This window comes from Klebsiella sp. 141240 (assembly GCF_050600805.1).
Classification (GTDB): domain Bacteria; phylum Pseudomonadota; class Gammaproteobacteria; order Enterobacterales; family Enterobacteriaceae; genus Klebsiella; species Klebsiella aerogenes.
The window spans coordinates 324572-349610 of the sequence record NZ_JAQIRK010000004.1 but is presented as its reverse complement, the minus strand read 5'-3'; the positions used below and the strand labels follow the sequence as shown (position 1 = coordinate 349610).

Genomic DNA, 25039 nt, shown 5'->3' with positions numbered 1-25039 from the left:
ACTGGCACGCTTATTGTTAGTGGTAATACAGCGCTGGCCGTCGCCACTTACATCAATGTCATTTCGACTGCACAGCAATCAATAAGCCGTCATTCACTACCAGGATCGAAATATGAAAACTGTTAACGAACTGATCAAGGATATCAATAAGCTCAACTCTAACCTGCATGAAAAAGACTTTTTGCTGACGTGGGAGCAATCGCCGGACGAGCTGAAGCAGGTGCTGGATGTCGCCGCGGCGTTGAAAACGCTGCGGGCGGAAAACATCGCGACCAAAGTTTTTAACAGCGGACTGGGTATTTCGGTCTTTCGCGATAACTCGACCCGCACCCGCTTCTCTTATGCCTCGGCGTTAAACCTGCTCGGCCTGGCGCAGCAGGACCTCGACGAAGGCAAGTCGCAGATCGCCCACGGTGAAACGGTACGTGAAACCGCCAATATGATCTCCTTCTGCGCTGACGCTATCGGTATCCGCGACGATATGTACCTCGGCGCCGGCAACGCCTATATGCGTGAAGTCGGCGAAGCGCTGGATGACGGTCACAAACAGGGCGTACTGCCGCAGCGCCCGGCATTAATTAACCTGCAGTGCGACATTGACCATCCGACGCAGGCGATGGCCGACCTGGCCTGGCTGCGTGAGCACTTCGGCTCGCTGGAAAATCTGAAAGGTAAAAAAATTGCCATGACCTGGGCCTACTCACCAAGCTACGGCAAACCGCTTTCCGTTCCGCAGGGGATTATCGGCCTGATGACCCGCTTCGGTATGGACGTCACCCTCGCCCATCCTGAGGGCTACGATCTGATCCCGGATGTTATCGAAGTGGCGAAGAAAAACGCCGCGGCATCCGGCGGCAGCTTCCGTCAGGTCACCGATATGGCGGAAGCCTTTAAAGACGCCGATATCGTTTACCCGAAATCCTGGGCGCCATACAAAGTGATGGAACAGCGCACCGAGCTACTGCGCGCCAACGACCATGACGGGCTGAAAGCGCTGGAAAAAGCCTGTCTCGCCCAGAACGCCAATCACAAAGACTGGCACTGTACCGAAGAGATGATGAAGCACACCAAAGACGGTGACGCGCTGTATATGCACTGCCTGCCGGCGGATATTACCGGCGTCTCCTGCGAGGAGGGCGAAGTCACCGAAGCGGTGTTCGAGAAATACCGTATCGCCACCTATAAAGAGGCCAGCTGGAAGCCATACATCATCGCCGCCATGATCCTCTGTCGCAAATATGCCAAACCCGGTCAGTTGCTGGAACAACTGCTACAGGACGCGCAAAAACGCATCAAATAACTTCGCGAGCCGGTCTGCGGGCCGGCTTTCCCGACTCCAAAGAAGGATAAGGACAGAATATGTCTGCTTTTTCGCTGAAAATGGATATTGCCGACAACCGTTTCTTTACCGGTGAAACTTCGCCGCTGTTCTCTCGTCAGCAGGCGCAACAGGCGCGCCATTTTCATCAAAAAATCGCCGGTTACCAACCGACGCCGCTGTATGCCCTGAAGGAACTGGCGACGCTGTTCGGCGTAAAGAACATCCTGGTAAAAGATGAATCCCAGCGCTTTGGCCTCAACGCCTTCAAAATGCTCGGCGGCGCCTACGCCATCGCCCAACTGTTGTGCGAAAAATACCATCTCGATATTAACGCTTTCTCGTTTGATACCCTCAAATCCACCATCAAAGAGAAGATGACTTTCGCCACGACCACCGATGGCAACCACGGGCGCGGCGTCGCCTGGGCCGCCCAGCAGCTAGGGCAAAACGCGGTGGTGTACATGCCGAAAGGGTCAGCGCAGGAACGCGTGGATGCCATTTTGCGCCTCGGCGCGGAATGTATCGTTACTGATATGAACTACGACGATACCGTGCGTTTTACCATGCAAACCGCACAGAAAAACGGCTGGGAAGTGGTACAGGACACCGCATGGGAAGGCTACACCAAAATCCCGACCTGGATTATGCAAGGTTACGCCACCCTCGCCGATGAAGCGGTAGAACAGATGGCGGCGATGGGCATTGCTCGCCCTACCCACGTCTTCCTGCAGGCCGGTGTCGGCGCGATGGCAGGCGGCGTGCTCGGCTATCTGGTCGACGTCTTCGGCGCCCGCGATTTGCACTCGGTGATTGTGGAACCTGAACTGGCGGACTGCATCTATCGCTCCGGGGTAAAAGGCGACATCGTCAACGTCGGCGGCGACATGGCCACCATCATGGCAGGACTGGCCTGCGGCGAACCTAACCCGCTGGGCTGGGAAATCCTGCGCAACTGCGCCACCCAATTTATCTCCTGCCAGGATGCCGTGGCCGCCCTCGGTATGCGCGTACTCGGTAATCCTGTCGGCAATGACCACCGGGTTATCTCCGGGGAATCCGGCGCCGTCGGGCTCGGAACGCTGGCCGCCGTCCACTTCCATCCCGAGCGCCAGGCGCTAATGAACAAGCTGGGGCTTGATACTCACTCCGTGGTGCTGGTCATCAGCACTGAAGGCGACACCGACGTGCAGCATTACCGCGAGGTCGTCTGGGAAGGCAAACTGCCGGCAGCACAATAAACGTTCAACTTATTCAACATATTCATCCCGCGAAGCGGGAAACCAGGACCGGAGAGTTAATTCATGGCTAAGCACATTCCTTTCAAACTGATTGTCGAAAAAGCAAACCACTACCAGCAGGATATGACCCGCTTCCTGCGCGATATGATCGCCATCCCCAGCGAAAGCTGTGACGAAAAACGCGTCGTGCATCGTATTAAAGAAGAGATGGAAAAAGTCGGCTTCGATAAAGTCGAGATCGACCCGATGGGCAACGTGCTGGGCTATATCGGCCACGGCCCGCGACTGGTCGCCATGGACGCGCATATCGATACCGTTGGCATCGGTAACATCAAGAACTGGACCTTTGACCCCTATCAGGGAATGGAAACCGACGAACTGATCGGTGGGCGCGGCGCGTCTGACCAGGAAGGCGGGATGGCGTCGATGGTCTACGCTGGAAAAATCATCAAAGATCTCGGTCTGGAAGATGAATATACCCTGCTGGTGACCGGTACCGTTCAGGAGGAAGATTGCGACGGTCTGTGCTGGCAGTACATCATCGAACAGTCCGGCATTCGCCCGGAATTCGTGGTCAGTACCGAGCCGACGGATTGCCAAATCTATCGCGGCCAGCGCGGGCGTATGGAGATTCGTGTCGATGTCCAGGGGGTCAGCTGCCACGGCTCGGCGCCGGAGCGCGGCGATAATGCGATTTTCAAAATGGGGCCGATTCTTAACGAGCTGCAGGAGCTCTCCCATAACCTGGGCAACGATGAGTTCCTGGGTAAAGGCACCCTCACCGTTTCAGAAATTTTCTTCACCTCGCCAAGCCGCTGCGCGGTTGCCGACAGCTGCGCGGTCTCTATCGACCGCCGTCTGACCTGGGGCGAAACCTGGGAAGGCGCGCTGGATGAAATCCGCGCCCTGCCTGCCGTGCAGAAGGCCGGCGCCGTGGTCTCAATGTACAACTATGAGCGTCCGTCATGGACCGGGCTGGTTTATCCAACGGAATGCTACTTCCCGACCTGGAAAGTGGAAGAGGATCATTTCACCGTGCGCGCGCTCTGCAACGCTTATGAAGGGCTGTTCGGTAAAGCGCCGGTGGTCGACAAGTGGACCTTCTCCACCAACGGCGTTTCCATCATGGGCCGTCACGGCATCCCGGTTATCGGTTTCGGTCCGGGTAAAGAGCCGGAAGCCCATGCGCCAAATGAAAAAACCTGGAAACAGCATCTGGTGACCTGCGCCGCTATGTACGCCGCAATCCCGCTGAGCTGGCTGGCAACGGAGTAAGTTCGTACGGTTATTCCTCCCGCCGCGCGTCGGCGGGAGTCTGGAGTTTTTATGCGCGTACTGATTAAAAACGGCATCGTGGTCAACGCCGACGGCCAGGCAAAACAGGATCTGCTGATTGAAAACGGCCTGGTCAGCCAGCTCGCCGAACGGATAACCCCGACCGAACCTTGCCAGACTATCGATGCCGCGGGTTGCTACGTCATGCCCGGCGGCATTGACGTTCATACTCACTTTAATATCGATACCGGGCATGCCCGCAGCTGCGATGATTTCTTCACCGGCACCCGCGCCGCCGCCTGCGGCGGTACCACCACTATCGTCGACCATATGGGCTTCGGCCCCGCCGGCTGCCGACTTCGTCACCAGCTAGAGGCCTATCACGGATATGCCGCCTACAAAGCGGTGATCGACTACAGTTTTCACGGCGTTATCCAGCATATCAACCATGCCATCCTCGATGAAATCCCGATGATGGTGGAAGCCGGAATTAGCAGCTTCAAGCTCTACCTGACCTACCAGTATAAGTTGAACGATGACGAAGTGCTTCAGGCGATGCGCCATCTCCACCGCGCCGGCGCGCTAACCACCGTTCATCCGGAAAACGACGCCGCTATCGCCCGTAAACGGGCCGAATTTCTGGCGGTCGGCAAAACCGCGCCGCGCTACCACGCCCTTAGCCGCCCGCTGGAGTGTGAAGCGGAGGCTATCGCGCGGATGATCAACCTCGCCCAGCTCGCCGACAATGCGCCGCTGTATATCGTTCATCTCTCCAACGGCCTGGGGCTGGATTATCTGCGTCTCGCCCAGCGGCGGCACCAGCCGGTGTGGATTGAAACCTGTCCGCAATATCTGCTGCTTGACGACCGGTGCTATGAACGCGAAGACGCGCTGGGCTATTTGTTAAGCCCGCCGCTGCGCAACGCCAGCAACAATGATGCGCTGTGGTGCGGTATCGCCGATGGCTCGATCGACGTGGTGGCGACCGATCACTGCGCTTTCTCGATGGCCCAACGCCAGCAGCTCTCCGGCGGCGATTTCAGCCGCTGTCCGAACGGCCTACCGGGGGTGGAAAACCGCCTGTTGCTCATGTTTTCCCACGGCGTCATGACCGGGCGGATCTCACCGCAGCGTTTCGTCGCGCTCACCAGCGCCACCCCCGCGAAGCTATTTGGCCTGTGGCCGAAAAAAGGACTATTGGCACCCGGCGCAGACGGCGATGTCGTCATAATCGATCCGCAGCGCACCACCACGATCCGCCATGAGATGTTGCATGACAACGCCGACTATTCGCCCTGGGAGGGCTTTATTTGCCAGGGCGCGATTCGCCAGACCTTATCGCATGGCCGGGTTATTTTCGATAACGGCACCTTCACCGGCAGCGCTGGCCAAGGGCGCTTCTTACGCCGCGATCCCTTTTCTACCGCTCACCTTCCGGTCAGCGGAACCACATCTTAAGTGAGGCATTCATGAGTAAGAAAATTGTACTCGCCCTCGGCGGTAACGCGCTTGGCGAGGATCTGGCCGGGCAAATGCAGGCCGTCAAACAAACCGCGCAGGCTATTGTCGACCTGATAGCTCAGGGCCACCAGGTGGTCGTGACCCACGGCAACGGCCCGCAGGTTGGGATGATTAACCTTGCCTTCGAAGCCGCTGCCAAAACCGAGGCCCATACCCCGATGCTGCCCATGTCGGTCTGTGTGGCGCTAAGCCAGGGTTATATCGGCTATGACCTGCAAAACGCCCTGCGCGAGGAGCTGCTGTCGCGATCGATGCATATCCCGGTGGCGACAATCATCACCCAGGTGGAAGTCGACGCCAACGATCCGGCGTTTAAAAATCCGACCAAACCTATCGGCTCTTTTTTCACCGAGCAGGAAGCGGAACAGCTTACGCGTCAGGGCTACGTCATGAAAGAAGATGCCGGGCGCGGCTATCGCCGGGTTGTCGCCTCGCCGCAGCCGGTCGATATTATTGAGAAAGAGACGGTAAAAGCGCTAATGGATGCCTGTCACGTGGTGATCACCGCGGGCGGCGGCGGGATCCCGGTAATCCGCGAAGGCAATCATCTGCGCGGCGCCAGCGCGGTAATTGATAAAGACTGGGCCAGCGCTAAACTGGCGGCGATGATCGACGCCGACATGTTGATCATCCTGACCGCGGTCGAGAAAGTGGCGATCAACTTTGGCAAACCCAACGAGCAGTGGCTGGATAAGCTGTCGCTCAGCGATGCCGAACAGTTCATTCGTGAGGGGCACTTCGCTAAGGGTTCGATGCTGCCGAAAGTTGAGGCCGCCGCGTCATTCGCCCGTTCACGTCCGGGGCGCAAAGCGCTCATCACCGTATTAAATAAAGCCAAAGAAGGGATTGAAGGAAAAACCGGTACGGTCATTGAAGGGTAAAAAGGCACCGAATGTAGCCCCGGTAAGCGGTAGCGCCACCGGGGATTTTGAGGCCATCAACACCGGTTTCGTGCTGCTATCTACGCCACCGACAATAACTCACTCTTCTCTTTTACTCTTTTATTCATCAGCGTCATCAGCGCCTCAAGCACCCCGCCGCCGATGGCGCGCGCCTTATCGGAGACGCTGGTAAAATCGGCGCTGGCGCCGCGCGGGTCGATATCGCCAATTTTAAAGCCGCTCTCGACCACTAACCCATCGCTGAGCAAACCGCGCACCATACCGCTTAATGGCGCAATAATCTCGGCCTCGCCGATGGTGGCGATGATATCACCTTCGTTCACAATATCACCCAGCGCCACCTTCGCGCGCATCACCCCGGCCCCCGGCGCGCGGATCACCCGTCGTGAAGTATGGCCAAGAATATTACCTGGAACCCCGGTGTTCTCCTGCGCTTTGCCATCGTAAATCACCTGCCCCAGCCAATGGCCGCGATTGGTTTCAATCACCGCATGGCAATCCACGCCGGCGCAAAAACCAGGACCCAGCGCAATAACCACTGGCGCCATTTCTCGTTGCGTACCAAAATTCTCTTTCGCCAGAATGGCATCCACCACGCAGACAGGGCGCAGTTCAGTCAGCGATTCGCACAGCGGATCCACCAATACCGGGATCGCGCCATTTTCAATTACCCGGATGGCCTCCTGAGCGGATGACACCCGCTTCGCCATCACCCCTTCTACCGTCATTTCACCGTCGAAGACGGCCTGGGCAAAAGCGACGCTACGGCGGATAACCGTCGGCTTCGCCACTTCCAGCATCACCACTTTGAACCCGGCATGCCACAGGCGCAGAGCCACGCCGCTGGCGATATCGCCGGCGCCGCGAATAGCGACCAACTGCTGCTGCGCAGGCGTGGCAGCCGCCATCAGCAGGCCGCCTGGCGCACGATTTTTTACCTGCAGGATTTCCGCCAGAATGCTAATCGCTATCTCATGCGGCGTTTCGGCGCCAATGTTATAGCCGACCGGCGCGTGCAGGCGGGCAATATGTTCTGCGGCAACGCCGTTCTCCCGCAGCTGGCGTAAAAACACCTGGACTTTACGGCGGCTCGCCAGCAGCCCAAGCCAGGCGACCGGTTGTTCAATCAGTTTATCCAGCGCTTCACGATCCTGGTTATTGGTGGCGATTAACACAAAGTCATCGCCGCGGATCGCCAGATTTTCCACCGCCTCACTGAAGGTTTCGGCATGCAGCAACTGCGTTGCCGGCGGAAAATAGTCGGGGTTCAGACTCTCTGGATAGATATCGGCCACCGCCACCTCAAAACCGAGCAGCGCCGCGCTTTGCGCCACCGCGCGGTTCACGTGCCCGGCGCCGATCAGCACCAGACGCGGGCGCAGGCCATGTACGCTAATATAGACCGACATCGCCCCGCCGCAATCGGAGCCGACCGCATCGCTGCCGCTGCGCGCCATCCGCCCATGAAACATGCGCGACGCTTTTTCGCTGAGTGCTTCCAGCGCCTGTTCAATCACTTTGCGCTCAACCATGCCGCCGCCGATGGTGCCGACTATCGAACCATCTTCACGAATTAACATCTGCGCCGAATGGCGCGGCGTTGAGCCGCGGCTATCGACAATCTGCGCCAGCGCAAACGGGCGATTCTGTGCTTCGAGTTTTGCCGCTTCAGAGAAAATATTCATAACAACCTCAATGGATATCCGCTATGCGCCCAAGCCGGGGCGTCACTCTGTTGTTCGTCGTCGCGTTATCGCGGGCTGCTCTTGTACTGCTCCCGCCCACAGTGCGTTAATTCCCCACTGCTGCAACAGCGCCTCCTCCGGTAAATTCTCATTTTGAGAAAGCTGATTCAGCAGCAGGATCCGGCGACTGGATGGCGGAACACCTTTAAACGCTCCCTGCGGATGCGTAATTAAGCGATGCAGCATTGGCCAACTCAGCGCCGTATCCGGCGCCGCGCCGGTGATCCGGGAAAAAAGGGGCCAGCGATGAACGGTCGCTGGCCCAACGTTTTGCCCGAGCCTCCAGGCCCCCATGACGGCAATAACGCAGCAACAGGATTGAGGTATGCAAGGTTCGTGCTCAGCTGGCGCTTTTAAAGCGAAACCGTGAGCCCCGTCAGCTTCTACCAGCACCACATCCACGCGCCCCGCGGCAACCAGCGCATCAAGCTGTTGCGGGCTAAACCCACGAACCTTACCCGCAGGGGCGAGCCATGAGGCGTAACAGGCCTGCAGCGGCCGCTGCCAAACCTCGACAGGCAGCGCCAGCGGTTCGCGGCAAATCACCACAGGTAGTGATGCCGGGAGATACATATGGGTAGTCGTGGTGAGCAGAACTCGCCGGCCAGACTCAAGAAAACGCTGCGCCAGCCACATTAAGGTACTGGTTTTGCCTCCCGCGCCGACGGCGGAAATGAGCAGCGGACCATCATTTACGCCTAAATCACAAAACAGCGATTGCATATGCGGTATATTTTCCATGCGCTGGCCAGGATTCCATTATTCAGGGAGGAGTATGAGACAGGTCGATTGTATTATTACCGCCGCCGGATTGTCCTCCCGGATGGGACAGTGGAAAATGATGTTACCCTGGCGTGGAACGACAATACTTGATGCAAGTATAAAAAATGCCCTGCAATTCTGCTCGCGTATTATTCTGGTGAGCGGTTTTCGCGCAGAGGAGTTACATCAACGCTATTCGGCGCATCCGCAAATAACCCTGGTTTATAATCCCAACTATCAACAGGGTCTGTTTACTTCTGTTTGCGCCGGCGCAAGCCAGGTGCGAAACAACTTCTGTTTTATCACCCTCGGCGATTTACCCTGCCTGCCGCCTGCGCTTTTCCAGCGGCTGTGGCAACATCGCGGAGACAGCGCTCTTCTTCCGCAATATCAAGGCGTACCGGGCCATCCCATTCTTATTGCCGGCACGCACTTGCGCCAACTTATCACTCTCGATGGACCAGGCTCAATGCGCAAACGGTTATTACAAAGCCGCCATCGCTGCCTGGAGTTAGATTTTCCGCAAATGGTCTGGGATATCGATACCCCTGCTGATTTTATTCGCCTGCAAAACCAGGATTAATCATGCCTTTGTCGGGAAATTATCATTGTGATATTTCGCCGTTTATTTTGAGAAATCCCGCCGGATAAAAATATAGAGTGATTTTAATTCTCATTACCATAGCGTGAGCCTATTCACAAAGCCAGGTGTTCTTTAGATCTCTCTCACATTTTTAATTATTCAAACCTTCTGCCTTTAATAACTGGTTCGATTGTTGCTCCTCCTTAACTATCCGTCGGAATAAGCACTACTAACCGGCAAATTTGATTGCACAAATAAAGGAGAGGGTTATGGGGGATATCATGCGTCCCGTCCCGTTTGAGGAATTATTGACGCGCATTTTCGATGAGTATCAACAACACCATTCCATTTTTGGTATTCCTGAGCAGCAGTTCTATTCGCCTGCCAACCAACGCCGGGTAAGCGTCTTCGGCGAAAGCTGCGCCACCCCAATCGGCCCCGCCGCCGGGCCGCATACCCAACTGGCGCAGAACATCATCACCGCCTGGCTCACCGGTGGGCGATTTATCGAGTTGAAAACCGTACAGATTCTCGACCGGCTTGAGCTGGAAAAACCCTGCATCGATGCCGAAGACGAATGCTTTAACACCGAATGGTCTACGGAATTTACGCTGCAAAAAGCGTGGGATGAGTATCTTAAAGCATGGTTTATTCTGCATCTTTTGGAAGAGGTTTTCCCGTTCACGCCGGCGAAGAACGGTAAGTCCTTTATTTTCAATATGAGCGTCGGTTATAACCTGGAAGGGATCAAGCAACCGCCGATGCAGCAGTTTATCGATAATATGATGAACGCCGCCGGGCAACCCAAATTTACCCAGTACCGCGACACGCTGAACCGCTGGCTGCATGATGACGCCTTCCTCACCCGCTTGTCGCTGGATGATATTCGCCCACGGCTGGCGACGCTCGCGGAACGCATTCCTGCAAAACTGGTACAAGGGGTTACTCTCTCGACCATGCATGGTTGCCCGCCAGATGAAATCGAAGCGATCTGCCGCTATATGCTGGAAGAGAAGCAGCTCAACACCTTCGTGAAGCTCAATCCGACGCTGTTGGGCTACCCGCGGGTACGCGAAATTCTCGACACTTGCGGCTTTGACTATATCGGTCTGAACGAAGAATCCTTCGAACACGATCTTAAAATCGGCCAGGCGCTGGAAATGTTGACGCGCCTGATGGCATTGGCGAAAAGTAAACAACTTGGCTTCGGCGTGAAGCTGACCAACACCCTCGGCACGGTCAACAATAAAGGCGCGCTGCCCGGCGATGAGATGTATATGTCCGGCCGCGCGCTGTTCCCCCTCTCCATCAACGTTGCGGCACTGCTCTCGCGTGAATTCGACGGCAAACTCCCGATCTCCTACTCCGGCGGCGCCAGCCAGCTCAATATTCGCGATATCTTTGAAACCGGGATCCGCCCCATTACCATGGCGACCGACCTGCTGAAACCCGGGGGTTATCTGCGTCTTAGCCAGTGCATGCGCGAGCTGGAGCAGGCCGATGGCTGGGAAATGAATCAGGTCGACGTCAAGCGCCTGAACGCGCTGGCGGAAAAAGCGGTCAGCATGGAGTACACGCAAAAACATTGGAAGCCAGACGATCGCATCGACGTTGGCGAGCCGCTGCCGTTAACCGACTGCTACGTCGCCCCTTGCGTCAGCGCCTGCGCCATCAAACAGGATATTCCGGAATACATTCGCCTGATGGGCGAACAGCGCTATGCCGATGCGCTGGAGCTTATCTATCAACGTAACGCGCTGCCGGCGATCACCGGCCATATCTGCGATCACCAGTGCCAGTACAACTGTACGCGTCTTGACTATGACAGCGCGTTAAATATCCGCGAGCTGAAAAAAATCGCCCTTGAGAAAGGCTGGCCGGAATACCAACGCCGCTGGCATAAACCGGCAGGTTCCGGCAGCCGAAATCCGGTGGCGGTGATTGGCGCAGGCCCGGCGGGGCTGGCGGCGGGTTACTTCCTCGCCCGCGCCGGCCACCCGGTCACGCTCTTTGAGCGCGAAGCCAACGCGGGCGGAGTGGTAAAAAATATCATTCCGCATTTCCGCATTCCCGCTGAACTTATCCAGCAGGATATTGAGTTCGTTGTTAATCACGGCGTCAATATTGTCTACGGCTGCGACCCGCATCTCACCGTCGAAAAACTCCGTCAGGAGGGTTATCGCTATGTACTGGTCGGAACCGGCACTGACAAAAACAGCGGCGTGAAGCTTGGCGGCGACAATCCGAATATTCATAAGTCGCTCAACTTCCTGCGGGCGTTCAACCACGGCGATCGCCTGAAAGTAGGTAAACACGTGGCCATTGTCGGCGCGGGTAACACCGCAATGGACTGCGCCCGCGCGGCGCTGCGCATCCCGGGCGTTGAGAAAGCGACGGTGATTTATCGCCGCTCCCAGCAGGAGATGCCGGCATGGCGCGAGGAGTACGAAGAAGCCCTCCAGGATGGCGTTACGTTCCGTTTTCTCAGTAACCCGGAGCATTTCGCCGCTGACGGCACGCTGACCGTCCGCACCATGGCCCTCGGTGAGCCTGATGAACAAGGTCGACGTCGCCCAATGCCCACCGATGAAACCTGGACGCTGCAGGTCGATACGCTGATTACCGCCATCGGTGAACAGCAGGATGGCGAAGCGCTGGCGGCGATGGGGATCCCGCTCAACGACCACGGCTGGCCTGAAGTTAATGCTGATGGCGAAAGCCGTCTGGCTAACGTCTTCCTGATTGGCGACGTACAGCGTGGCCCTTCTTCAATCGTCTCGGCGATAGGCAACGCCCGTCGCGCCAGCGATGCAATCCTTAAGCGCGAGAATATCCGCAGCCACTTCGGCGATAAACAGTGGAATAACGTCGATCCCGCGGACATCTACCGCCGCAAAGGGACCATTGCTATCGCTCAGGTTGATAAAGACGACCGCGATGCTTTTGTCGCGCAGGAGGCGGAACGCTGCCTCGAATGTAATTACGTCTGCAGCAAGTGCGTTGATGTCTGCCCGAACCGCGCCAATGTCTCAATTGCGGTACCGGGGTTCGACAACCGCTTCCAGACGCTGCACCTCGATGCGTACTGCAACGAATGCGGCAACTGCGCGCAGTTCTGCCCATGGCAAGGCAAACCTTATAAAGACAAAGTCACCGTTTTTAGCCTTGAACAGGATTTCAATAACAGCAGTAATCCGGGTTTCCTCGTGGAACAGCAGCGGGTTCATGTCCGCCAGGACGGTCTGATCTGGCAGTTGGAAATCGATACTCAGGGTCAGTTCGTTGAAGTACCGCCGCAGCTGGATGCCATGTGCCGCATCATCAGCCACGTTCATCAACATCATCACTATTTGCTGGGAGCCGTCGAAGTATGAGTATCTTAGTGCTTAAAAATGCCACTCTTGCCCAGCTTCACCCGGCAAAAGTGGAAGAAGGTGTCGATATCGTCATCGAAAATGACAGAATTCTCGAAACAGGCACGAACCTGAGCCCGCGTTATCCGCAGGCGCGTATTAAAGAAATGCGCGGCCGGCTGGTGATGCCGGGGATGGTCTGCTCGCATAACCATTTTTATTCCGGCCTGTCGCGCGGGATTCAGGCCAATATTGCGCCGAGTCCCGATTTCATCTCGACGCTGAAAAATCTGTGGTGGCGGCTCGACCGCGCGCTGGATGAGGAATCCTTATACTACAGCGGGCTTATCTGTTCGCTGGAGGCCATTCGCAGCGGCTGCACCGCCGTCATTGACCACAGCGCGTCGCCGAACTATATCGCCGGTTCGTTAAGCCAGTTGCGTAACGCCTTCATCAAGGTCGGCCTGCGCGGCATGACCTGCTTTGAAACCACCGACCGTAACGGCGGGCTGCAGGAACTTCAGGCAAGCGTCGAGGAAAATATCCGCTTTGCCCGCGAAATCGATCGGGCGCGGGAAAGCGGCGACGAGCCGTATCTGGTAGAAGCGCATATCGGCGCCCATGCGCCGTTTACGATTCCTGATGAGGGGCTATTAATGCTTCGCGAAGCATTAAAAACAACCGGGCGCGGCCTGCATATTCATATGGCGGAAGACCGTTACGACGTTTCTCATAGCCACCATCACTACGGTAAAGATCTGCTGGTACGCCTGGCGGAGTTCGATCTCATCGATAGTAAAACGCTGGTAGCGCACGGGCTGTATCTGTCGGAAGCTGATATTGAACTGCTGAACGCGCACGATGGTTTCCTTGTCCATAACGCCCGCTCTAACATGAACAACCACGTTGGTTATAACCAGCAGTTGACGGCGTTTCGCAACCTGGCGCTGGGCACCGACGGCATCGGCTCCGATATGTTCGAAGAGCTCAAGTTCGCTTTCTTTAAACACCGCGATGCCGGCGGGCCGCTGTGGCCGGATAGCTTTGCGCGGGCATTAAGCAACGGTAACACGCTGCTTAGCCGCAACTTTAACGACCGTTTCGGCCGTATTGAGGCAGGCTATAAGGCGGATTTAACCATCAGCGATTATATTCCGCCGACGCCGCTGCTGGCGGCGAATCTCGCCGGGCACATCGCCTTCGGTCTGGGGGCCAGCCACGTTCATAGCGTGATGGTGAATGGCGTCATGGTCTATGAGGATCGGCAGTTCGCTATTGATTGCGATACGATTTTCGCCGAAGCGCGGAAGGTGGCGAAGAAGATGTGGCAGCGGATGGATGCATTGCCATAATCCCATCACGCAAAAACAAAACCCGGTCGCTGTACCGGGTTTTGTTTTTGGCTTCTACCGGGGCTATAAATAGCGCAGGAACATCGTTGGGTAGCCCGGATAAGACGCAGCGCGTCGCCATCCGGGGCTCTCCTACAAGCTCAATAAGCTAGCGCTGGCGATCGTTCTCTGTTTCTGCAGCGCCGTCAGCGCCTCACCGGTCATCAGCGATAATGCCGCCGTTGGGCACACCGATACACAGGCCGGGCCATCTTCTCGCTGCTCGCAGAGATCGCACTTCACAATAACCGGCGGATGCGCCGCCGATGTCTCGATAGTAATCGCGCCAAATGGGCAGGCGACGACGCAGCTCTGGCAACCAATGCAGCGCCCGGCATCGGCCTCGACCCGCTCGGCGCCCATCGCTAATGCGCCGGTCGGACAGACCCCGACGCATGGCGCGTTCTCACACTGATGGCACATCACCGGCACGCTCAACGCATCGAGTCGCATCACCTTCAATCGCGGATGAAATTCCGCCCCTTCCGCTACATGCTCCAGTGCGCAGGCGACTTCGCAGGTACGACAGCCGATACAGGCCTGTGAACTGGCAAGAATAAAATGGGTCATCACCGCTCCTTATGGTCAAATCGCGCCAGCATTTCGCTTGCGGCCTGGCGCCCGGCAACCATTGCCGTCACCACCAGATCGGCGCCATGTACCGCATCGCCGCCGGCATAGATTTTGTCATGGCTGGTCTGCGTGGTGCCGCGACCTTTGCCGCCCGTCACAATCTGCCCCCAGCGGTCAAGTTTGATGCCGTGCCCCCGCAGCCAAGGCATGTCGTGGGCCTGGAAACCAAACGCCAGCACCAGCACTTCGGCCGGGAGTTCGAATTCTGAACCGGCAATTGGCCGCGGGCGGCGGCGGCCATCCGGCCCTGGTTCACCCATTTCGGTACGGATCATCCCGACGGCGCTGACCTGGCCTTTACGGTTACGCAGGATATATTGCGGCTGAACATTAAACTGAAACGCCACGCCCTCCTCTCGCGCGTTCACCACCTCTTTTTTCGAGCCCGGCATGCTTAACTCATCGCGACGATAGGCGCAGGTCACGCTCTCGGCTCCGCGACGCACCGCGGTGCGCAAACAGTCCATCGCCGTATCGCCCCCGCCGAGCACCACCACCCGCTTACCCTTAATGTCGGTTAACGGATATTCGGCGCTCTCTTCAAGCCCCATCACCTCACGGGTGTTGGCAATCAGGAACGGCAACGCCTGAATGACGCCCGGCGCGTCTTCGCCATCGAGACCCGCGCCCATCAGTCCGTAGGTGCCGACACCTAAAAAGACCGCATCGTAGTTAGCCAGCAGTTCGCTAAAGTCCACGTCGCGCCCCACTTCCTGATTGAGATGGAAATGAATCCCCATGTCGCTGAAGATCTCGCGCCGCAGCGCCATTACCGTTTTTTCCAGCTTGAAAGACGGAATGCCGAAAGTCAGTAGCCCGCCAATTTCAGGATGTTTATCAAAAACATCAACCTGCACCCCAGCGCGCGCAAGAATATCCGCGCAGCCCAGTCCCGCCGGGCCGGCGCCGATAATAGCCACACGCTCCCGACGCGGCGCGACCTCGCCTGTGGTTGGCCGCCAGCCCATCGCCAGCGCGGTATCGGTGATATAACGCTCCAGATTGCCAACCGCCACCGCGCCGCCTTCGTTTTTCAGCGTACAGGCGCCCTCACATAGCCTGTCCTGTGGGCAGACCCGGCCGCAAATTTCCGGCAGTGAACTGCTTTGATGACAGAGTTCTGCGGCCTCAATAATTTTTCCCTCACGTACCAGTTTGATGAAATCGGGAATGTGGTTGTGTAACGGGCAGGTCCAGTTGCACCAGGCTTTTTGCGCACAGTACAGGCAACGCTCGCTTTCATATTCGGCATCACATTCGCTAAGGCGCTGGTAGATCTCGGCAAAATGCCCTTTTCGCTCCTCCGCGGCAAGCTTCTTCGCCCCCACCCGCGGCGCTTTATCCAGGAACGCTTCGCGCCTTGCGCCACGACGCTCGGCCAGCGGCTGCCCTTGTGCGGAGCGGATTTGTCTTTCCCGCTGTAAACGCTGGAGCGCGCTCTCGTCCATTACGCGCAGCGCCTGAGTCGGGCAACTGGCCACGCAGGCCTGCTCTGCTGAGGGGCGATCGCGACAAAGATCGCATTTTTGCGCCAGTTGCGGGCCATCTTCCCCGCTGGCGACCATCTCAATTGCGCCAAATGGGCAAGCAACAACGCAGTTTTTGCAACCGATACACTCGGACTGGGTAAACTGGATGCTGTCGTTGGCGACATACAGCGCCTGAGTCGGGCAGGAGGTGACGCAAGGCGCGTCGTTGCAATGGTGGCAAGTGGTCGCAGTACTGGTATTCCGGTGGAAGACAACATGGATGCGCGGAACAAACGCGCTGCGCTGTGCCGGCCAGGCATTCTGATGATGCGCCGTGACGCAGGCTACTTCGCAGGCATGACATCCAATACAGTTCGCAACATCGGCCACAATAAATCGATTCATTTGCTTCCCTTTTATTCTTCTGGAATAGTCTTAGGGATGGATTGCAATATTCGGGCGATATTGGGCGCTCACCTTCTGCTGCTATTCATTTTTGCGAGTCAGCTCAAATTATTACTCTCCTGTCACTCACGAATAAATAAAAGCTCATCAAATCACCGGGATGGCATCTCAAGCCAGCCCTGACTTTTTATCATTTTTATCTTCTTAGCGCTTATTTCGCCTACCAAAATGAGACGGTATACATCTCAAACTGATATTCGCCATTTTTATTTCTGATGCCCGCTCGCAGCGCTAAACAGGCCAGCAAGAAATAAACATGCCAACCCGTGATTGATTTCACAAATATATTATTCCACTGCCGCATCGCTCATTTTTGGCACAGCTTACGCATAACCCTCCTAACGCATAAGCAACTCCGTGCGCGTTATACGCTGGTGAACATCATCAGCAGAGGGAGGCAATGGCCTTCGAATCGTAACTTCTCCCCTTTCAGTTCGGCACGGGCAGAAGTCGTAAAGGAGACAACTACTTCATGAAAGATTTTGCCATTCCGGCCTCACGCAATACGGCGACTGTCGCGCCGGTCGATGAGGTCCTGCCAATTACGCAAATGATTCTCTATGGATTGCAGCACGTGCTGGTGATGTACGCCGGGGCGGTGGCGGTACCGCTCGTGGTGGGTAACGCGGTCGGTTTGCCTGCGGAGCATATTATTTTGTTAATCAGCGCCGATTTGTTTATTTGCGGCGCCGCGACCATCGTGCAATCGATGGGCATCAAGCAGTGGTTGGGCTGCCGCCTACCGCTGATCCAGGGCTGTACTTTCGCCGCGCTGATCCCGATGGTGCTTATCGGTAAAGAGTACGGTATCGGGGCGATCTCCGGCTCGGTTATCGTCTCGGGTATTTTTATCCTCTGCTGCGCGCCGTGGATTAGCCGCCTCATTCGCTTCTTTCCGAAGGTGGTGATGGGCGGCATCGTAACGCTGATCGGCCTCTCGATTATGCCGGTCGCGGGGGGGTGGATCGGCGGCGGCAGTAGCGAGATGGCCGGTTTCGGCGATCTCTTCTCGCTGCTGATGGCGGCCATCACGCTGGTCATTATTCTTAACCTTTATACTTTCGCCACCGGCGTGGTCAAAAACACCTCGGTGCTGATCGGTCTGGTGATTGGCACTATTTTATGGAGCTTCTTCAAGCCGCTGGATTTTAACCTCGTCAATGCTACGCCGTGGCTGCATCTGCCACAGGTGATGCAGTTCGCCGGGCCTGAATTTCATATCGTGCCGGTCGCCCTGCTGTCGATGGTGATGGTGGTGGTGATGGTCGAAACCATGTCGTCCATCATGGCCACCGGCGATATCGTTGGTAAACAGGTCACGGCCAGCATGCTGCGTAACGGCCTGAATACCTGCGGACTGGCGACGACAATCTGCGGTTTCTTCAATCTGTTTCCCTACGCGGCCTTCGCGCAGAACGTCGGCCTGATTGGCCTGACCGGCGTACGCAGCCGCTTCGTGGTGTCGGTCTCCGGCGTCATTCTGATGTTGATGGGCATTTTCGCCAAAATGGCGGCGCTGGTGGTACTGATTCCGAAACCGATCCTCGGCGGCGCCGGTATCGTTATGTTCGGCATGGTTGCCGTTTCCGGTATTCGTACTCTTGGTCAGGTCAACTATCGCAACAATAACAACGGGATGGTCGTCGCACTCACCCTTGGTCTCGGCATGATGCCGGTATTGGTGCCGAATCTGTTTACCCAGTTCCCGCCAATGATGCAGCTGTTTCTGCATAGCGGCATCACTATCGGCACCCTGACAGCAATTGTCGCCAACCTGACGCTGAACGGCAGCGTGCCGTTCCGTATTTCTCACGATGTCCCGGAACCGGACCCGGCGCCGCCGAGCGCGGCTGCCCGCAACATGGCCGTGCGTACGGTGCGCATGTGGCTGCTGCTGCGCAAGGTACAGAAAGGTCAAACCGCCGCTGACGGCCAGGAGTGATTATGTCTATGTCGCAACGTCTGCTTTTTGCACTGTTGATGATGGCCCTGATGGCGGTTCCCGCCATCCAGGACGCCATTACCCTCGGAATTAACAGCCGTTTTATCTATCTGTTGCCGTACTATTTTTAAGGAGTCACACGATGGAAAAAGTCACCACCGTCTGTCCCTACTGCGCCGCTGGCTGTAAGCTGCGGCTGGTGGTGGACGACGGCATGGTCGTCGGCGCCGAAGCGGCCATGGGGAAAAACAATCAGGGCACCCTGTGTCTGAAAGGCTATTATGGCTGGGACTTTATTAACGATACCCAGATCCTGACCCCGCGTCTCAAAACCCCCATGATCCGTCGTAAGCGTGGCGGCAAACTGGAAGCCGTCTCCTGGGATGAGGCGTTCGATTATGTCGCCACCCGCCTTGGCGCCATTAAAGAAAAATATGGCCCGGACGCGATCCAGACCACCGGCTCCTCCCGCGGGACCGGCAATGAAACCAACTACGTGATGCAAAAATTCGCGCGCGCCGTTATTGGCACCAATAACGTCGACTGCTGCGCTCGCGTCTGACACGGCCCTTCGGTTGCAGGTCTGCACCAGTCGGTCGGTAACGGCGCCATGAGTAATGCCATCACGGAGATTGATAACACCGATCTGGTGTTTATCTTCGGTTACAACCCGGCGGATTCCCACCCTATCGTGGCGAATCACGTCATTAACGCCAAACGCAACGGGGCGAAAATCATCGTCTGCGACCCGCGCAAAATTGAAACCGCGCGCATCGCCGACATGCACATCGCGCTGAAGAACGGCTCGAATATCGCGCTGCTCAACGCCATTGGCCACGTCATTATTGAAGAGGATCTGTACGATAAATCCTTCGTTGCCAGTCGTTCCGAAGGCTTCGAGGAGTATCGCAAAATCGTCGAAGGCTACACGCCGGAGTCGGTGGAAGAGATAACCGGCGTCAGCGCTCAGGAGATCCGCGCCTGCGCCCGGATGTACGCCAGCGCCAAATCCGCCGCCATCCTGTGGGGCATGGGCGTCACCCAGTTCTACCAGGGCGTGGAGACCGTGCGCTCGCTGACCAGCCTCGCGATCCTCACCGGCAACCTCGGCAAGCCAAGCGTCGGCGTCAACCCGATACGCGGGCAGAACAACGTCCAGGGCGCCTGCGACATGGGCGCGCTGCCGGATACCTATCCGGGCTACCAGTACGTTAAGTTCCCGGAAAACCGCGAGAAGTTCGCTAAAGCCTGGGGCGTCGACAGCCTGCCGGAACATACCGGTTATCGCATCAGCGAGCTGCCGCACCGCGCTGAACACGGCGAAGTCCGCGCGGCCTATATTATGGGCGAGGATCCGCTGCAGACCGATGCCGAGCTTTCCGCGGTGCGCAAGGCGTTTGAACAGCTGGAACTGGTTATCGTCCAGGATATTTTCATGACCAAAACCGCCGCCGCGGCCGACGTCATCCTGCCGTCCACCTCGTGGGGCGAGCACGAAGGCGTGTATACCGCAGCGGACCGCGGCTTCCAGCGCTTCTTTAAAGCGGTGGAGCCGAAGTGGGACCTGAAAACCGACTGGCAGATCATCAGCGAAATCGCCACCCGGATGGGCTATCCGATGCACTACAACAACACCCAGGAGATCTGGGATGAGTTGCGGCATCTGTGCCCGGACTTCTACGGCGCTACCTATGAAAAAATGGGCGAGCTTGGCTATGTCATGTGGCCATGCCGCGATGAGTCCGACGCCGACCAGGGGACGTCGTATCTGTTTAAAGAGAGGTTTTCTACACCGAGCGGTAAAGCCCAGTTTTTCACCTGCGACTGGGTCGCGCCGGGAGATAAACTTTCTGAACAGTATCCGCTGGTGCTGTCGACGGTGCGCGAAGTCGGTCACTACTCCTGCCGTTCGATGACCGGTAACTGTGCGGCCTTAAGCAGGCTTGCCGATGAACCAGGCTATGCGCAAATCAACACCGCCGACGCCGAACGGTTGGGCATCGAAGATGAAGCGCTGGTGTGGGTCAATTCGCGTAAAGGCCGCATCATCACCCGCGCGCAGGTCAGCGAACGGCCGAATAAAGGCGCGGTGTACATGACCTACCAGTGGTGGATTGGCGCCTGTAACGAGCTGGTGTCGGAGAACCTGAGCCCGATAACCAAAACGCCGGAGTACAAGTACTGCGCGGTCAACGTTGAGCGGATTGCCGATCAGCGCGCGGCGGAGCAGTACGTGATCGACGAGTACAACAAGCTGAAAGCCCGCCTGCGCGAAAGCGCGATGGGTTAAGGTTCGAGCCTTTGTACCATTGAGTAGCCCCGGTAAGCGCTAGCGCCACCGGGGATTTTCCCGGAGGCGGCGCATTGCGCCTTCTCCGGGCTACCAAATCGCACCACCCTGTAGCCCCGGTAAGCGCTAGCGCCACCGGGGATTTTCCCGGAGGCGGCGCATGGCGCCTTGTCCGGGCTACCTAATCGCATAATCCTGTAGCCCCGGTAAGCGCTAGCGCCACCGGGGATTTTCCCCGGTGGCAGCGCATGGCGCCTTCTCCGGGCTACCCAATCGCATAATCCTGTAGCCCCGGTAAGCGCTAGCGCCACCGGGGGTTTTCCCCGAAGCGGCGCATGGCGCTTTGCCGGCTACCAAGTCACACAACGCTGTAACCCCGGTATAAGATCACGATTTAATCGCGTGTTGAATGGAATCAATAATCGGCTGATAGCCGGTACAGCGGCACATATTGCCTTCTAATACATCCTTTATTTGCGCTTCGTCCGGATGCGGCTCTTTGGTTAATAATTCGGTGGCGCTCACCAATACTCCTGGCGTACAGAACCCGCACTGCACACCGCCCTTCTCAATAAATGCATTCTGTAATTTCTGGGTAATCGGATTATCGTTTAACCCTTCGAGCGTCTCGATCTCCGCTTCATCACACTGTTCGGCCAGTACCAGGCAAGAACAAACGGCGTTACCGTCCATCAGCACCGTGCAAGCGCCGCATTCGCCAATCGAACATCCCTCTTTGGTGGCGGTAAGATGCAATGTATCCCGCACCAGATCCAATAAGCGCATATTGCCTTCTACTTTTGCTTCCACCAGCTTGCCATTTACCTTCACTTTAATTGTGCTCATAGCTCTATCCTGTACAGGGCGCTCTGGCGCCCTGATTGAATCATTAAATCCCTGAGGCCCGTTGCGCCTCGGCCATCATGTCGCGGAACATATTGACGAATACCGGCTGCTTATATGCCGCCGACCAGCGCTTACCAATGGCCGCATAGATAAGCTTGTCCAGCATCTCGCAGGCGCTATTAATCGTGTCGCTATTTAACGGTTTCCCTAGCAGGCATCGTTCAATATCCAGCAGCCGCTGCGGTTTACTGAACAGCGCGCCATCCACCAGACGGCAGTAGCTCACCGTGCCATCATCGGCAAAATCAAGCAGCGCGCTCAGGCTCTGACGGGTGATGTTGAGCGCGTTGCGCCGCCCTAACTGGTGATAGAAACCTTTGGCCTGCGGACGCGCCGGTGGCGGCAGTATCACTTTGGTCAAAAGCTCATCCGGCTGGCGCTGGGTCTTGTAGCCAGACAGCAAGAACTCGGCCAGACCGAGGGTACGTACGCCATTTAACGAGCGCAGTTCGATGCGCGCGTCATAGAGGATGGCAGGTGGAATGGAATCGCCGCAGGGCGCGGCGTTGACGATATTGCCGCCGATGGTGGCGCGGTTGCGGATCTGGTGCGAACCGACGGTATGACAGGCCTGCACCAGCAGCGGGTAACGTTCGCGCAGCAGCGGATGATCGGTAATACGGTTAAAGGTCATCGCTCCGCCAATGATGACCTCATGGCTGACCGGATCCTCGCTCACCTGCGTCAACTCCGGCAGACGGGAAATATCAACCAACCGCATCGCGCGGGTTTGCAAACGCCCCTGCACAATCACATCGGTACCACCGGCGATAGCCGTCACGCCCTCTTGCGCCAGCAGGGTTAACGCCTCCTGCAGGCTTTTCGCCCGGGTAACTTTCACATCAGTGAGGCGCAGCACCTGCTTCTTGTTTTCCGCCTCCAGCATCATTTCGCTTTGGCGAACCGGCTTCTTCAGGTTGTAGCCGAGGATCACCTGTTCGAGGGTCAGTGGTAATTTATTAAACCGCTGCTCAAGGGCAAAACTCACCGCGTTATTGATAGCCGCCGCCGCGAGTTCAGTGGCCGGCTCGCCGATCCCCTTCGCCCCCAGAGGCCCGGCGATATCCGGGTTTTCTACGCCGATAATCGTCATCGGCGGAATGTCTTTCATCGTCGGCAGCAGGTAGCTGTCGAAGTTTTCCGATTTGACCTGGCCGTTTTCAATGTTGAAGTCTTCCAGCAGCGCATAGCCGAAACCCTGCGCCACCCCACCGTAAACCTGGCCTTCAAAACCCACCGGGTTGAGTACCCGGCCCACGTCATGGGCGGCGGTAACGTGCAGCAAATCGGTTTTACCAGTGCTGGTGTTCACCCGTACCTCAGCCACCTGGCAGCCGTAGACCCAGGTAAAGTACGGGCTGCCGCAGCCTTTTTCTTCATCCCAGTGAATGGGCGGCGGCACAAACCAGCCGTACTCGGTCAGGCTGACGCTGGCCCATTTGGTCCTATTGACCGCGGTTTTGAAGTCAATACGCCGTTCACTGTCCTGGGCGTTGATGATAAAGCCATCCTGCCACAGGGTTTCTTCCAACTCGCGGGTGCCGATGCTGTCGCCGACGACGCTGAGAATACGGCGCTTTATCTTGTCGGCGGCGTCAAGAATCGCCCCGCCGCCGACCATCGTTCCGCGGGTGGCCGCCGTCGATCCGCCGTCGCCGATAACCGAGGTCGGCGGCTCCATAAAATGCAGTTCCGATAGAGGAATACCAAAGGCTTCCGCGGCGATTAGCGACATCGCGGTTTGCAGACCCTGACCGTTTTCCGATACCGATGTCGCCAGATTGACGCTACCATCTTCATTCACCTGAATGAGCGCCGTCGAGGTATCTACCCCTTCCGCGCCGATGGAACAACCGCGGTAGCTCAGCGCCAGGCCAATACCATATCGATAAACATCGCCTTGTTGGTTCAATTCACGATAGTGCTGGCGTTTTGCCGCAAATTCCGAGGCATTCACCGCCTTGCTCAGGACTTCAATCGCCGAGACGGTGTGTTTATCAAACCGCTGGCCGGTGACCGAGGTATCGCCCTGACGCAGCGCGTTCACTTCACGCACCGCCACCGGCGAGAGATTGAGCGCTTCGGCAATTTCATCCATAAAGGATTCGTTGGCGTAAACCACCTGTGGTGAACCGAAACCACGCATCGCCGAGGTATAGCTGTTGTTGGTATAGACGGCTTTGACGTCGATATGGACGTTATCAATATTGTACGGCCCCGCCGCCTGCACCGAAGAGCGCCAGGTGACGAACGGGGAGGACGCCGCATAGCCGCCGCTGTCGGCAAGAATATCGATTTTGATCGCCAGAATGCGTCCGTTGTCGTCCACCCCGGCCCGATACTTCATTTTATAAGGGTGGCGCTTACAGCTTTCGATAATGGACTGCTCGCGAGTGTAGGCAAATTTCACCGGGCGACCGGTCAGGCGCGTCATCAATGCGGAACGGCAGGCCAGATGATCGATGATGTCATCTTTGCCGCCGAACGAGCCGCCCATCACCGCGCGTTTGACGTTAATCTGGCTTTGCGGGCAGCCCATAAACTTAGCCACGAAGCTGCGTACGCGGTGCGGGTTCTGAATAGAGCCGGAGATAATCAGGCTGCCATCGGTAGGATCAAGCCAGGTCAGTACGACTTCCGGTTCGATGTAGGCATGTTCCTGGAAGCCCACTTCATATTCACGTTCAATCACGTGGCTGGCTTCGGTGAAGCCTTTGGCGATGTCGCCCTTAACGGTGTGGTGATGAGCGGCGATATTATCGCTGCGCTCCGGGTGAATTCGCCGGGCATCCGACGCCAGAGCGGCTTCTACATCCGTTAGCGGCTCATAAGGCGTGTAGCGCACATGTATTTTATCCGCCGCTTCGCAGGCAGCTTCATAACTGGTTGCCGCCACCACGGCGACGACATCGCCGTGGAAGACCACCTCGTCTTTGACGATGGGCAGATAATCTTTGACGATAATCCCCACGACCGGCGTACCGGGAATATCCTGCCAGGTGGCGATTTTTACCACGCCTGCAACATTCAGCGCCTCGCTGAGATCTATCGCCTCGATTTTCCCGGCGGGTATATCCGCAAAACGGCAAACGCCATACAGCATGCCCGGTAAGGTAATATCGTCGCCATAAACGGCCGTTCCTTTGACTTTCGCCAGTCCATCCACGCGCCATAGCGGCGCTGAAGGTGAAGCACACATAACAGTCCCCTCAATGATTATCCGTTGCGGGCAATCCCGGGTAC

General features: G+C 57.0%; 17 protein-coding genes. 11 read left to right on the top strand and 6 right to left on the bottom strand.

Annotated elements, in window-relative coordinates:
• Positions 1 to 112 precede the first annotated feature (112 nt).
• The 5 genes from ygeW (at position 113) to arcC (ending at position 6236) form a co-directional block, all read left to right on the top strand.
• On the top strand, positions 113 to 1300 hold the full coding sequence (gene ygeW, locus PGQ95_RS10180; RefSeq protein WP_015366901.1) for a knotted carbamoyltransferase YgeW: 1188 nt from the start codon (positions 113 to 115) through the stop codon (positions 1298 to 1300).
• A 59-nt stretch (positions 1301 to 1359) separates the two neighbouring features.
• Positions 1360 to 2559, top strand: coding sequence for a diaminopropionate ammonia-lyase (gene dpaL / locus PGQ95_RS10175; protein ID WP_087858457.1), 1200 nt, complete (start codon positions 1360 to 1362; stop codon positions 2557 to 2559).
• A 63-nt stretch (positions 2560 to 2622) separates the two neighbouring features.
• Positions 2623 to 3834 carry a YgeY family selenium metabolism-linked hydrolase gene (locus PGQ95_RS10170; RefSeq protein ID WP_087858456.1) on the top strand — a complete coding sequence of 404 codons (1212 nt, stop codon included), beginning with the start codon at positions 2623 to 2625 and terminating at the stop codon, positions 3832 to 3834.
• A 51-nt stretch (positions 3835 to 3885) separates the two neighbouring features.
• Complete coding sequence (gene hydA / locus PGQ95_RS10165) at positions 3886 to 5292, top strand: dihydropyrimidinase (protein WP_430917959.1); 1407 nt, start codon at positions 3886 to 3888, stop codon at positions 5290 to 5292.
• Between the two features lie 11 nt (positions 5293 to 5303).
• Positions 5304 to 6236, top strand: coding sequence for a carbamate kinase (arcC, locus tag PGQ95_RS10160; RefSeq protein WP_325081533.1), 933 nt, complete (start codon positions 5304 to 5306; stop codon positions 6234 to 6236).
• A gap of 80 nt (positions 6237 to 6316) precedes the next feature.
• Here arcC and yqeB read toward each other — a convergent pair whose 3' ends face one another.
• Together yqeB and yqeC are read right to left on the bottom strand one after the other, a co-directional pair.
• The gene (gene yqeB, locus PGQ95_RS10155; RefSeq protein WP_430917956.1) at positions 6317 to 7942 is read right to left on the bottom strand and encodes a selenium-dependent molybdenum cofactor biosynthesis protein YqeB; all 1626 of its coding nucleotides are present in this window, start codon (positions 7940 to 7942) and stop codon (positions 6317 to 6319) included.
• A gap of 42 nt (positions 7943 to 7984) precedes the next feature.
• Positions 7985 to 8743 carry a selenium cofactor biosynthesis protein YqeC gene (gene yqeC, locus PGQ95_RS10150; RefSeq protein WP_087858452.1) on the bottom strand — a complete coding sequence of 253 codons (759 nt, stop codon included), beginning with the start codon at positions 8741 to 8743 and terminating at the stop codon, positions 7985 to 7987.
• Between the two features lie 34 nt (positions 8744 to 8777).
• Here yqeC and PGQ95_RS10145 point away from each other — a divergent pair, with 34 nt between their 5' ends.
• The 3 genes from PGQ95_RS10145 to ssnA all read left to right on the top strand — a co-directional run bounded on the left by PGQ95_RS10145 (position 8778) and on the right by ssnA (position 14052).
• Positions 8778 to 9347 (top strand): NTP transferase domain-containing protein, encoded by a 570-nt coding sequence (locus PGQ95_RS10145; RefSeq protein WP_430917954.1) that lies wholly within the window; start codon positions 8778 to 8780, stop codon positions 9345 to 9347.
• A gap of 269 nt (positions 9348 to 9616) precedes the next feature.
• Positions 9617 to 12721 carry a putative selenate reductase subunit YgfK gene (gene ygfK, locus PGQ95_RS10140; RefSeq protein WP_430917952.1) on the top strand — a complete coding sequence of 1035 codons (3105 nt, stop codon included), beginning with the start codon at positions 9617 to 9619 and terminating at the stop codon, positions 12719 to 12721.
• Complete coding sequence (gene ssnA / locus PGQ95_RS10135; protein WP_430917950.1) at positions 12718 to 14052, top strand: putative aminohydrolase SsnA; 1335 nt, start codon at positions 12718 to 12720, stop codon at positions 14050 to 14052. The genes ygfK and ssnA overlap by 4 nt, the downstream gene beginning before the upstream one ends.
• A gap of 132 nt (positions 14053 to 14184) precedes the next feature.
• On the opposite strand, the gene PGQ95_RS10130 is transcribed toward ssnA, so the two are convergent.
• On the bottom strand, positions 14185 to 14661 hold the full coding sequence (locus tag PGQ95_RS10130; RefSeq protein WP_430917948.1) for a 4Fe-4S dicluster domain-containing protein: 477 nt from the start codon (positions 14659 to 14661) through the stop codon (positions 14185 to 14187).
• Positions 14661 to 16598, bottom strand: coding sequence for a formate-dependent uric acid utilization protein YgfT (gene ygfT, locus PGQ95_RS10125; RefSeq protein WP_430917946.1), 1938 nt, complete (start codon positions 16596 to 16598; stop codon positions 14661 to 14663). Before ygfT ends, PGQ95_RS10130 begins: the two co-directional genes overlap by 1 nt.
• Before the next feature lie 532 nt (positions 16599 to 17130).
• Here ygfT and PGQ95_RS10120 point away from each other — a divergent pair.
• From PGQ95_RS10120 to fdhF, 3 genes are read left to right on the top strand one after another with little or no spacing between them, the layout of a single operon-like run.
• Positions 17131 to 18600 (top strand): nucleobase:cation symporter-2 family protein, encoded by a 1470-nt coding sequence (locus tag PGQ95_RS10120; protein WP_430917944.1) that lies wholly within the window; start codon positions 17131 to 17133, stop codon positions 18598 to 18600.
• Between the two features lie 2 nt (positions 18601 to 18602).
• Positions 18603 to 18731 (top strand): hypothetical protein, encoded by a 129-nt coding sequence (locus PGQ95_RS10115; protein WP_015366915.1) that lies wholly within the window; start codon positions 18603 to 18605, stop codon positions 18729 to 18731.
• 11 nt (positions 18732 to 18742) lie between these two features.
• Positions 18743 to 20890, top strand: a complete 2148-nt coding sequence (fdhF, locus tag PGQ95_RS10110) for a formate dehydrogenase subunit alpha (protein ID WP_430917942.1) — start codon at positions 18743 to 18745, stop codon at positions 20888 to 20890.
• 387 nt (positions 20891 to 21277) lie between these two features.
• Here the strand turns inward: fdhF and PGQ95_RS10105 are convergent, their stop codons facing one another.
• Entirely contained in the window at positions 21278 to 21736 is a 459-nt protein-coding gene (locus tag PGQ95_RS10105) for a (2Fe-2S)-binding protein (RefSeq protein ID WP_045367023.1), read from the bottom strand.
• A gap of 43 nt (positions 21737 to 21779) precedes the next feature.
• The gene (locus PGQ95_RS10100; RefSeq protein ID WP_430917940.1) at positions 21780 to 24995 is read right to left on the bottom strand and encodes a molybdopterin cofactor-binding domain-containing protein; all 3216 of its coding nucleotides are present in this window, start codon (positions 24993 to 24995) and stop codon (positions 21780 to 21782) included.
• Positions 24996 to 25039 lie beyond the last annotated feature (44 nt).

Coding starts and splice junctions, on each gene's coding strand:
- PGQ95_RS10170 (WP_087858456.1), top strand. CDS start 2,623: ATGGCTAAGCACATTCCTTTCAAACTGATTGTCGAAAAAGCAAACCAC.
- ssnA (WP_430917950.1), top strand. CDS start 12,718: ATGAGTATCTTAGTGCTTAAAAATGCCACTCTTGCCCAGCTTCACCCG.
- hydA (WP_430917959.1), top strand. CDS start 3,886: ATGCGCGTACTGATTAAAAACGGCATCGTGGTCAACGCCGACGGCCAG.
- PGQ95_RS10145 (WP_430917954.1), top strand. CDS start 8,778: ATGAGACAGGTCGATTGTATTATTACCGCCGCCGGATTGTCCTCCCGG.
- arcC (WP_325081533.1), top strand. CDS start 5,304: ATGAGTAAGAAAATTGTACTCGCCCTCGGCGGTAACGCGCTTGGCGAG.
- dpaL (WP_087858457.1), top strand. CDS start 1,360: ATGTCTGCTTTTTCGCTGAAAATGGATATTGCCGACAACCGTTTCTTT.
- ygfT (WP_430917946.1), bottom strand. CDS start 16,598: ATGAATCGATTTATTGTGGCCGATGTTGCGAACTGTATTGGATGTCAT.
- PGQ95_RS10105 (WP_045367023.1), bottom strand. CDS start 21,736: ATGAGCACAATTAAAGTGAAGGTAAATGGCAAGCTGGTGGAAGCAAAA.
- ygeW (WP_015366901.1), top strand. CDS start 113: ATGAAAACTGTTAACGAACTGATCAAGGATATCAATAAGCTCAACTCT.
- PGQ95_RS10130 (WP_430917948.1), bottom strand. CDS start 14,661: ATGACCCATTTTATTCTTGCCAGTTCACAGGCCTGTATCGGCTGTCGT.
- PGQ95_RS10115 (WP_015366915.1), top strand. CDS start 18,603: ATGTCTATGTCGCAACGTCTGCTTTTTGCACTGTTGATGATGGCCCTG.
- PGQ95_RS10100 (WP_430917940.1), bottom strand. CDS start 24,995: ATGTGTGCTTCACCTTCAGCGCCGCTATGGCGCGTGGATGGACTGGCG.
- PGQ95_RS10120 (WP_430917944.1), top strand. CDS start 17,131: ATGAAAGATTTTGCCATTCCGGCCTCACGCAATACGGCGACTGTCGCG.
- yqeB (WP_430917956.1), bottom strand. CDS start 7,942: ATGAATATTTTCTCTGAAGCGGCAAAACTCGAAGCACAGAATCGCCCG.
- ygfK (WP_430917952.1), top strand. CDS start 9,617: ATGGGGGATATCATGCGTCCCGTCCCGTTTGAGGAATTATTGACGCGC.
- yqeC (WP_087858452.1), bottom strand. CDS start 8,743: ATGGAAAATATACCGCATATGCAATCGCTGTTTTGTGATTTAGGCGTA.